Origin of the sequence: Moorena sp. SIO4A5 (genome assembly GCF_010672005.1) — a bacterium.
Taxonomy (GTDB): Bacteria; Cyanobacteriota; Cyanobacteriia; order Cyanobacteriales; family Coleofasciculaceae; genus Moorena.
The window spans coordinates 1-9,914 of the sequence record NZ_JAAHHZ010000187.1 but is presented as its reverse complement, the minus strand read 5'-3'; the positions used below and the strand labels follow the sequence as shown (position 1 = coordinate 9,914).

At 44.9% G+C, this 9,914-nt stretch carries 9 protein-coding genes and 1 riboswitch; of the genes, 4 read left to right on the top strand and 5 right to left on the bottom strand.

Translation table 11 applies throughout. The features are described 5' to 3' along the window. On the bottom strand, positions 1-448 hold a 448-nt coding region (locus F6K57_RS31370), incomplete at its 3' end, for a sugar phosphate nucleotidyltransferase (RefSeq protein WP_293072037.1). A 645-nt stretch (positions 449-1,093) separates the two neighbouring features. Here F6K57_RS31370 and F6K57_RS31365 point away from each other — a divergent pair. Further along, positions 1,094-1,336: a glycosyl hydrolase family 28-related protein gene (locus F6K57_RS31365; protein WP_293039533.1), complete on the top strand. Its 243-nt coding sequence runs from the start codon at positions 1,094-1,096 to the stop codon at positions 1,334-1,336. Positions 1,337-1,753: 417 nt separating this feature from the next. Further along, positions 1,754-2,848, top strand: coding sequence for a calcium/sodium antiporter (locus F6K57_RS31360; RefSeq protein WP_293039531.1), 1,095 nt, complete (start codon positions 1,754-1,756; stop codon positions 2,846-2,848). Positions 2,849-2,902: 54 nt separating this feature from the next. Here the strand turns inward: F6K57_RS31360 and mtnB are convergent, their stop codons facing one another. From mtnB to F6K57_RS31340, 4 genes are all read right to left on the bottom strand, one after another. Beyond that, a complete protein-coding gene (mtnB, locus tag F6K57_RS31355; protein WP_293039550.1) occupies positions 2,903-3,586 on the bottom strand; it encodes a methylthioribulose 1-phosphate dehydratase in 684 nt (227 codons plus the stop codon). Further along, positions 3,579-4,235, bottom strand: a complete 657-nt coding sequence (locus F6K57_RS31350; RefSeq protein ID WP_075895812.1) for an HAD-IB family phosphatase — start codon at positions 4,233-4,235, stop codon at positions 3,579-3,581. The genes mtnB and F6K57_RS31350 overlap by 8 nt, the downstream gene beginning before the upstream one ends. A 255-nt stretch (positions 4,236-4,490) precedes the next feature. Next, positions 4,491-5,579 (bottom strand): RuBisCO large subunit C-terminal-like domain-containing protein, encoded by a 1,089-nt coding sequence (locus F6K57_RS31345; protein WP_293072036.1) that lies wholly within the window; start codon positions 5,577-5,579, stop codon positions 4,491-4,493. Between the two features lie 28 nt (positions 5,580-5,607). Further along, positions 5,608-6,162: an acireductone dioxygenase gene (locus F6K57_RS31340; protein WP_293072038.1), complete on the bottom strand. Its 555-nt coding sequence runs from the start codon at positions 6,160-6,162 to the stop codon at positions 5,608-5,610. Between the two features lie 244 nt (positions 6,163-6,406). Between F6K57_RS31340 and ftsH3 the strand changes: the two genes are divergently transcribed. Together ftsH3 and thiC are read left to right on the top strand one after the other, a co-directional pair. Continuing rightward, entirely contained in the window at positions 6,407-8,248 is a 1,842-nt protein-coding gene (gene ftsH3 / locus F6K57_RS31335; RefSeq protein ID WP_293072035.1) for an ATP-dependent zinc metalloprotease FtsH3, read from the top strand. Positions 8,249-8,535: 287 nt separating this feature from the next. Continuing rightward, positions 8,536-8,632, top strand: a riboswitch (TPP riboswitch). A 6-nt stretch (positions 8,633-8,638) separates the two neighbouring features. Then, a partial coding sequence (gene thiC, locus F6K57_RS31330; RefSeq protein ID WP_293072034.1) for a phosphomethylpyrimidine synthase occupies positions 8,639-9,914 on the top strand: 1,276 nt, incomplete at its 3' end.

The window sequence follows — 9,914 nt, the reverse complement described above, 5'->3', positions numbered from 1 at the left end:
TAGCTAATTTGCCATGAGAGCGATGGAATTCCAGGAGCGCATTTAAATTGACATCAGAAACTCCATCTCCCCAAGTGAGCATAAATGTCTGATTGCCTACGTAGGGAGCGAGCCGTTTAATCCGACCGCCTGTATTGGTGTAAATACCAGTATCAATTAAATCAACTGTCCAATCCGGTGCTGCAGCACCGTGCTGGATGACTTTGCCATTGTTAAGGTTGACCGTTAAGTTACTATTAAGTGAACAATAGTCCACCATGTATTTTTTAATAACTTCTGCCTTATAACCTAGGCCAATCACAAAATCTTGGAAGCCATAATGGTAATAATGCATCATGATATGCCAGAGGATTGGTCGCCCTCCGATTGCTACCATTGGCTTTGGTTTTGTGTCGGTTTCTTCCGCTAGACGAGTACCGAGCCCCCCGGCAAGAATTGCTACTTTCATATGACTGTTGAGACCAAAATCACTAACAACAAAATTACTAACAGGTTTTACTTAAACTCAATCATATATTTATGAATTCAGTCATCAATAAACCTATCGATGTATCCTATAAAATTCGGTTAAATAATGATCATAATTCCTGAGGGTAATTGGTAATTGGTAATTAGTAATTATTAGTTGGTAGTTAGTAATTACTAATTGCTAGTTGATGATGAATCATCACCCATTACGCATTACCAAAAATTCAGGGATTATTGGCAAAGTAATTAACCGGACTTGATATCATTCAGTATTTTCAATTAAACCCAAGTTGTACTTAGATCTGTTGCCAGATTGGCTTGAATTAAATTTAACAAAAATTAATTAATTAAATATTAAATATTGTGATTTTTTTGACATCAAGTGGTATTTTAAAAATGCTAAAAACACGATTAACTAAGAACTGCTACCACTGGATGATCAGTAAAGGTTTTGCAAAAACAATTATTTAAATGTTGTTTATTATACATATCAAGTATAAATATCAATTCCAAAGACTTAAAAATCTAGTAGGCATTCCTCTGCACCTAGCTAAGCTCATGCTCTTCTCCCTAAGCCTGTGCAGCCTACTATTGGTGATCGGGCTTACCTGCTAGCTTTTCCACCTTGGTCAGTTCTTCAGTAGCAACGAATCCCCTCTATCCTTTGGATGCGAACATGGTGAATGTGCGGGATTACGGTGCCAAAGGTGATGGTATTACCGATGACACAGTTGCCATTCGCCTAGCAGTTCAGGATAATCTCACGAAACATTACACCCTGTTCCAACAGGAACCTATTTGGTTAGTGATTCAATTGAGTGGAAGAATCAGAAGCGTGTGTTTGGGCATTTCTGACTTGGCAGGGTGAAGGCACTGACAAGACTATGAGCAAGCTTCAGGAGAAAGCCAAAGGTTTTGGTAATCCTTAGCAGCCCAGGGAATCGGCTTAGAATGGTTGTATGGGCTAGTTCAAGAGCCAAGTAGACTCTCGAACCGCTACTACAGTACCATGCCGCCTTTTATCTATCTGTCTTTAAAGCAACTGTTTTTAGAGAGTTTGTTGATAAAAATAATATGAAACAGTTAGCAAATAAATTATTAGGTTAAGAACTAAAACTAAACCTGGATAAACACAGGAAAAAATTCGCTTTATCTGTGTTATTGTTGAGTTGTTTGCCGTTTCAATAAACCCTAGGTAATAATTATAAGGGCTAAGTCGAGGTTATAGCAACTTTCATGCTTGATGAAGTAAACTCGTCCTCAATGACTTACTCACACACAGCCAATGAACATAATCACTCTCATTTTATTTATTGCTGGCTTTGTACTTTTAGTTGTTGGGGCGGAAATCTTGGTGAAGGGCGCATCACAGTTGGCGTTGGTAGCAGGTGTCTCCCCCTTAGTGATTGGGCTGACTATAGTCGCTTACTGCACCAGTGCCCCAGAATTAGCCGTAGCATTGCAGTCGAGTTATGACGGACAAGCGGATATTGCCCTTGGTAACATTGTTGGCAGCAACATTGCCAATATTTTGCTAATCTTGGGAATATCGGCAACTATGTTACCTTTGGTTGTATCCCGGCAGTTGGTGCGATTAGATGTACCTTTGATGATTGGCATATCATTCCTACTCTTGTTTATGAGCTTGGATGGCCAACTGGGTAGAGTCGATGGCAGCATCCTGTTGGCTGGCGCGATCGCATATAGTTTATTCACCATTATTCAGAGTCGCAAGGAAAATCAGGAAATCCGAGACCACGATACCCCTCAAACCAAATCTCGCCAGTCTCGTACTAGCCTTAAAAAGATAGTTACTCAGTTAGGGCTGATTTTTTTCGGCTTAGGAATGTTAGTACTAGGTTCCCGCTGGCTGATTAATGGGGCTATTGCTATGGCCAAGATGTTTGGCTGGAGCGAGTTAATTATTGGCTTAACCATTATCGCTGTTGGCACCTCTCTTCCAGAAATTGCCACCTCCATTATTGCCAGTGTCCGTGGTGAGCGAGATCTTGCCGTAGGTAACGCTATTGGCAGCAATATTTTTAATATCCTGTTGGTGCTGGGGATGTGTAGCTTGATTGTGCCTGATGGTATACAGGTGTCAACTCCTGCCCTAAACTTCGACATTCCAGTAATGATTGCAGTAGCGGTGGCTTGTCTGCCAATTTTCTTTACTGGCTATCAAATTTCCCGGTGGGAGGGATTTCTCTTTTTAAGCTATTACGGTGCCTATACCTTGTATTTGTTCCTAAACGCCACACAACACCAAGCTTTATCACAATTTAGTACTATCATGATGACATTTGTCGTACCTCTAACGATAGTTACCCTAGTCATTTTGGTGATGGGCAGTATACGGACTAGCATCAAGTCTGGTTGAATAATTGCCGAATTGCTGAATTGTTCCGATTGAGCAATTCAGCAATTGTATTTGTTAATTCTTGATTGAGGTAGTGCTAAGCTCAATTTGTCGAGCAGCTACCATGTATCGAAAAATATAATCAGCTAACTCCAAGTAGATCTGGGCACGTTCGGTGGAAGACGCCCAAACAGTTATACCGTGGTTCCGAATTAATAGGATATTGACTGATGGCGATGCAGCCTGAAAGCGATCGCATATCTCACTACTAATGCGAGAAACATCTAGATGGTTGACAAATACTGGTACCGTGACTTTAGGGTTCTCCTCCCGTACTCCAAAGCCCTTAAGCATTTCTAGCGGCGGCAAAGGCAGGGTATCGTCTTTAGTGAAGCCAGAAACTAAATTCGACTCAATGGTGTGAATATGATAACAGGCTTTAGCATCTGGGAATAAAGAGTAGATACTTTGATGAATGCTTGTTTCAGCTGAAGGACGAGATTCAGGTGATGGTTTTTCTACTACTGTGCCATCAGTGGCTATGCGAATAAAGTCTTTGCTGCCTAGCTGCCCTTTATGGCATCCACTCGCAGTAATCCAGAAGCTGCCATCGGGCTGTTTAGCAGAGAGGTTACCGGCTGTCCCCACCATCCAACCTAATTGATAGAAGTGACTAGCAGCAGTAATTAAGGTTGGTCTTGGATCAATAGCTGATAGTAATTGGTGGTGATTTCGGATTGAGGAGCCATGATTAACCATTGTTCCACCGCTGGGATAGCTTTTGTTGTACATCAAAAAAATCATCCCACGGAATGTAGGGCTTTTGGCGCTCCTCCAGGTATTTGCTGAGGCGATCGCGGGCGAATACTACCGGGGCTTTCAGGCTCATATTCAAGTCCGTTACCGAATCGCCAATGGCGATCTGCTCTTGAGCCGGGTGTTGTGCCATCACCCGCACTTTAGACACAAGTTCTGTCTCTCCTTCAAACTCAGAGGTTACCTTTAGAAAATCCCCGGTAGTTTCCACATCAACAGCATAAATAGCTGCTACCCGCTCAAGTAAGGATTTTTTCCCCGTGCTTCCCTGACTGAGAACCGTTTCCACCATGCAGCGCAAACCACCGGAAACGACAATGAAAGGGACATTTTGAGTATCAAGAAAGTCTAACAATTGCTCTAAACCAGGCCGAATCGGTTTGGATTGAGCGTAGGCAATAATGTCAGGATAGCTAGCTGAAGGAATTGACTCTAACATCTGGCGCACACCTTCCCTCAGAGTCAGCTTCATACTGTACAGCTGGGGCATAATTTGGGCGGACAACTCGGGAGCAAAGTGTTTGAGCATGCCCACAAAGGTTTCAACGGCGGTAATGGTACCGTCGAAGTCGCAGAATACAACTCGATTCACAATAGTATTTAGTCTAAGAGTGCTGAGTTCTGAGTAAGAACTGTCGCTGTTGATGATATGTTCACGATCAATAGTATTACTATATGCATTACTATAGTATTTTTCAAAACTGTGAGGTACTTACGTCCTTGGAGTTAATGGAAGTAAGTATTACGTAGTAAAGATTACGGACTATGGTAAAGAAACAATAATGTATCTCATTATTATGAAAAACACTATCTTGTCATTACCCCATAACCTGATTACCCGATTACCTCATAATGAATGTATGGCTTCAAAAAATGCTTTAACGCCACCAGCAGGACCATCGGGATGATCCATAATGCCAGTGCCAGCATTAAGAATGACCTGTTGTCCGTAATCTGCTACAACCTTAGGCACAATCCCAGCATGAATGCCAGCGGAGGGCACAGGAAATACATTACGCGATCGCAAACTATCTCGAATTCGCTTTTCTTCCTCTGGGTCAAAGGGTAAACTACCATAATGGGCGGGATATAGCACCGCATCTGCCCCACCATGAGCCATCAGGGTTCCCAAAACCACTGAGTAAGCCATCCCGTGGTTAGGGGCTCCACACAGGGCTCCTGCTAAGGCCGGATGGGCAAAAATCGGTACATTAATCTCTGGATCAGCAGCTAGGGCTTCTAAGACAGAGAAACCGTAGGTCAAGACATTCAGCAGCAGGGCATTTGCCCCTTCCTTTACCAAGGTGTGAGCTTTCTCAAGCAATTTGTCAGCCGAACCAGTTACATTAACGGCATAGAGTACGGTGCGCCCAGTTTGCTGTTTTATTTCATCAAGTACCTTACGGCAGACTTCTAGACGTTTCAGGGTTGGTGCTATCTCCAAATCCCCCAGAATCTCATCATCTTTAATAATGTCAAGTCCAGCTCCAGCAACCTCTTGTAAAATCTTCCCATGGTCTTCCGCTGAGAGTCCCAACGCTGGCTTAAAAATTGCCATAATCAGGGGACGGTCAACTACTCCTAGTCTTTCCCGAATCCCGGTAATTCCGAATTTGGGATGCCTACCGTAGTGTTCTGGCAAGCGCACTGCCATGACTTTAGCTGGTCCTGCCATGGAGTATTTGCCAAAGATCATGGTTAGTAGAGTAGGGATATCGTTTTCCACATTAGCTTCGGGAAAACGGATGGTAGCCAAACCAGAACCATCAGGGTTAATGACACCTTGAACAACAGTACCAAGATGGGAGCGAAACACATTTTCGAGATGGGCAAAACGAGCATTCCAGGTGCCTGCGGTTTGCCCAACAGCAATCACTTTCGCTTGTTTTTCCACATCAACACCGGGAGGAAAGCGGTAGTCAACTTCAATGGACATATTAAATAAGTTATCAACTGGGATATTCTCAAACGGCTACTACTGGCTTCATCCGAATTTCCGTACCCGTGTATACCGGAACCCAACCTTCAGTAGTGATAAAGTAGCGCACAGCTTTAACCCGTCGTGATGGTGTCAGATAAAACCAATGTTCAGTATTCGCTGGCACATTAATGTACTCCTCGGGCTGCACAGTCAACTCCATTTGGCTGCCATCAGGACGTACAAACCCAAAAACCCCAACTCCTGCAATTATGTAGCGCACTTCATCGTCAGTATGGTAGTGACAATCCTTAAATTTGGAAAGGAGGGCATCAAGATTAGGTATGTCTGGATACAGTACGATTAAGTCACGGGATTGATAGCCAGCGGTTTCCTTAAGTTGTTCAAAGTAGCTATCTAAAGCTTGGAGTACTGTTTCCTTTTCAATATCACTAAGGGTGTCTTGCTCTAGAAGCCTGTGAATTTCTGGGTTGTCCCCTACAGACCAGTGATTTAGCTCAACCTTCAGAGGTGCTAATTCTCCGGCAATATCACTTAGCTCGGTATAGGTTGTACCATCTTCAAGTCGCAAAACCGCCATCATGTCCCTCCTTTTGGCTGTTCGGTATCCAAAGTCTCAAATTATAATATTAAGCATTGCTCTAGGTCAACCCACACCAGCCATCGAAACACTATTTTTAGGCATCACAAGGCATAAAACGCTTCCAGAAAGGCTGTTTTAGGATAAAGTCCGCCCAGTTTTCCTCAGAAAGGTTAACATAAATTAATATAAGAAGCTAAATTCTATATTTGCCACATCCTCGAATCTATGGAGGTAACAACGAGTGAATAAAAAGTGGAGAAACGCAGGGCTGTATGCACTCCTAGCCATAGTGGTGATCGCCCTTGGTACAGCATTTTTGGACAAACCGTCCCCAAGTCGAGATACGTGGCGGTACGACGAGCTGATTAGCAAAGTCGAGAGCGGCAAGGTGGAAACCGTTAGAATCAGTGCTGACCGCAGTAAAGCGATCGCGATCGCTCAAGATGGTCGTCAGGTAGAGGTCAATCTCCCCAATGACCCACAACTAATCAACCTTCTGAATAATAACGGTGTAGATATTTCAGTTCTACCCCAGAGTGATGAAGGCTTCTGGTTCAAGACCTTAAGCAGCTTCTTCTTCCCAATTCTGCTATTGGTGGGATTGTTTCTATTACTGCGGCGTGCCCAGAATGGTCCAGGTTCCCAGGCCATGAACTTTGGCAAGTCCAAGGCTAGAGTCCAAATGGAACCCCAAACTCAGGTAACTTTTGGGGATGTGGCAGGTATTGAGCAAGCCAAGCTAGAGCTTAACGAAGTAGTAGACTTCCTCAAAAATGCTGACCGCTTCACTGCTATTGGGGCTAAAATTCCCAAGGGAGTCCTACTCGTCGGACCTCCAGGAACCGGTAAAACTCTCTTAGCTCGTGCAGTAGCTGGGGAAGCAGGTGTTCCGTTTTTCTCCATCTCTGGTTCTGAGTTTGTCGAGATGTTCGTAGGGGTTGGTGCTTCTCGGGTGCGAGACCTATTTGAGCAAGCCAAAAACAATGCTCCATGTATTGTATTCATTGATGAAATCGATGCTGTGGGACGTCAGCGGGGTGCAGGTTTAGGCGGTGGTAATGATGAACGGGAGCAAACCCTCAACCAGTTGCTGACTGAAATGGATGGGTTTGAAGGTAATACCGGTATTATCATTATTGCTGCTACCAACCGCCCAGATGTTCTTGATGCTGCCCTACTACGCCCTGGTCGTTTTGATCGACAGGTAGTAGTAGACCGTCCTGATTATGCCGGACGTTTGGAAATTCTCAACGTTCATGCTCGTGGGAAAACCCTGGCCAAAGATGTGGATCTCGAGAAGATTGCCCGTCGGACCCCTGGTTTCACCGGAGCAGATTTATCCAACTTGCTCAATGAAGCAGCAATTTTGGCAGCCCGTCGCAACTTAACCGAAATCTCGATGGATGAGGTGAATGATGCCATTGACCGGGTGCTTGCAGGGCCAGAGAAGAAAGACCGGGTAATGAGCGAGAAACGCAAAACCCTCGTAGCGTTTCACGAAGCAGGTCACGCCCTTGTGGGTGCCTTAATGCCCGATTATGACCCAGTGCAGAAAATTAGCATTATTCCTCGGGGTCGTGCTGGTGGTTTGACTTGGTTCACCCCTAGCGAAGACCGGATGGATTCAGGCATGTTTTCCCGTTCTTACCTGCAAAATCAGATGGCAGTGGCCTTAGGTGGTCGGATTGCTGAAGAAATTATCTTCGGTGAAGAAGAAGTGACCACAGGTGCTTCCAATGACTTGCAACAGGTGACTCGGGTGGCACGGCAGATGGTGATGCGCTATGGTATGAGCGATCGCCTTGGCCCAGTAGCCCTAGGACGGCAGAATGGCAGTATGTTCCTAGGTCGGGATATTGCCTCAGACCGGGATTTCTCAGATGCCACAGCATCAACCATTGATGAAGAGGTTCGCAAGCTAGTTGATGAAGCCTACGAACGGGCTAAGAATGTAATTCTTGGCAATAAGCACATCCTCGATAAGCTTGCTGAAATGCTGATTGATAAAGAAACCGTAGATGCTGAGGAACTCCAAGAGATTCTAAGCACTAACGATGTCAAGATGGCTGCGATCGCTCTTTAAAACAAGGCGATTTGGGCAATCACCTAGGTAAATACAATGGTGAATACAATAGCCTCTAGCTATTAATCATCCGTAACAGGATACAGCAACAGGACAGTGTAACTAAGCACTGTCCTGTATTATTTTGAGATTAAATCTTAAACAAGCATAACGATATAACTATTCCGGTTCAAAATTCCATAAGCTAATCTCAATAATCTTGAATTCTATAGATTACCCACTTGTGAATCAATCCCAAGGAGGGCGATCCTATAATCCGACTGATTTTATTTGTGATAGTATAATCAAACCAAAGCTAGGGGTGCCTGAGCAACCAGGCTGAGATTACACCCTTAGAACCTGAGTCCGGTTAATACCGGCGGAGGGAAGCTGTCATCGAGGAAATTAAATATGCGTATTGAATGGGTTGCCAAGCGCCGTGGTCAGAGCAATGTGACTCAAATGTACTATGCTCGCCAGGGTCTTCTGACAGAAGAGATGCACTACGTAGCCCAGCGGGAAAACCTTCCCGTTGAGCTGATCAAAGATGAAGTGGCACGGGGGCGAATGATTATCCCCGCCAATATCAACCACACTAACCTAGAGCCAATGTGTATTGGTATCGCCTCCAAATGTAAGGTGAATGCCAATATCGGTGCCTCCCCCAACTCTTCTAATATTGATGAAGAGCTAGAGAAGGTTAACTTGGCAGTGAAGTACGGGGCCGATACCGTAATGGACTTGTCTACAGGTGGTGGCAACTTGGATGAGATTCGTTCCGCCATCATTAATGCCTCACCCGTACCCATTGGCACAGTACCAGTGTACCAAACCTTGGAGAGTGTCCACGGCAAAGTGGAAAACCTTACTGCCGATGACTTTCTCCACATCATTGAGAAGCACGCTCAGCAAGGAGTTGACTATCAAACCATCCACGCTGGCATCTTAATTGAACATCTGCCTTTGGTCAGAAACCGGCTAACCGGCATTGTTTCTCGTGGTGGTGGGATCCTGGCCAAGTGGATGCTCCATCACCACAAGCAAAATCCCCTCTATACCCACTTTGACGACATTATCGAGATTTTCAAGAAATACGATGTCTCCTTCAGCTTAGGGGATTCCCTGCGTCCTGGCTGTACCCATGATGCATCTGATCAAGCGCAGTTAGCAGAATTGAAAACATTGGGGCAGTTGACTCGTCGTGCTTGGGAACATGATGTACAGGTGATGGTAGAAGGACCTGGTCATGTGCCAATGGATCAAATTGAGTTCAATGTCAAAAAGCAGATGGAAGAGTGTTCAGAAGCACCTTTCTATGTTCTAGGACCACTCGTGACAGACATTGCTCCTGGATATGACCATATCACCTCCGCCATTGGTGCAGCTTTGGCTGGCTGGTACGGTACCGCCATGCTTTGCTATGTAACCCCGAAAGAACATTTGGGACTGCCCGATGCTGAGGATGTGCGCAATGGCTTGATTGCCTACAAAATTGCTGCTCATGCGGCGGATATTGCCAGGCATCGTCCAGGAGCACGAGACCGGGATGATCAACTCTCAATTGCTCGCTACAACTTCGACTGGAACCGCCAGTTTGAACTTTCCCTTGACCCCGAACGAGCTCGGGAATACCATGATGAAACCCTGCCAGCAGATATCTATAAGACAGCAGAGTTTTGTTCCATGT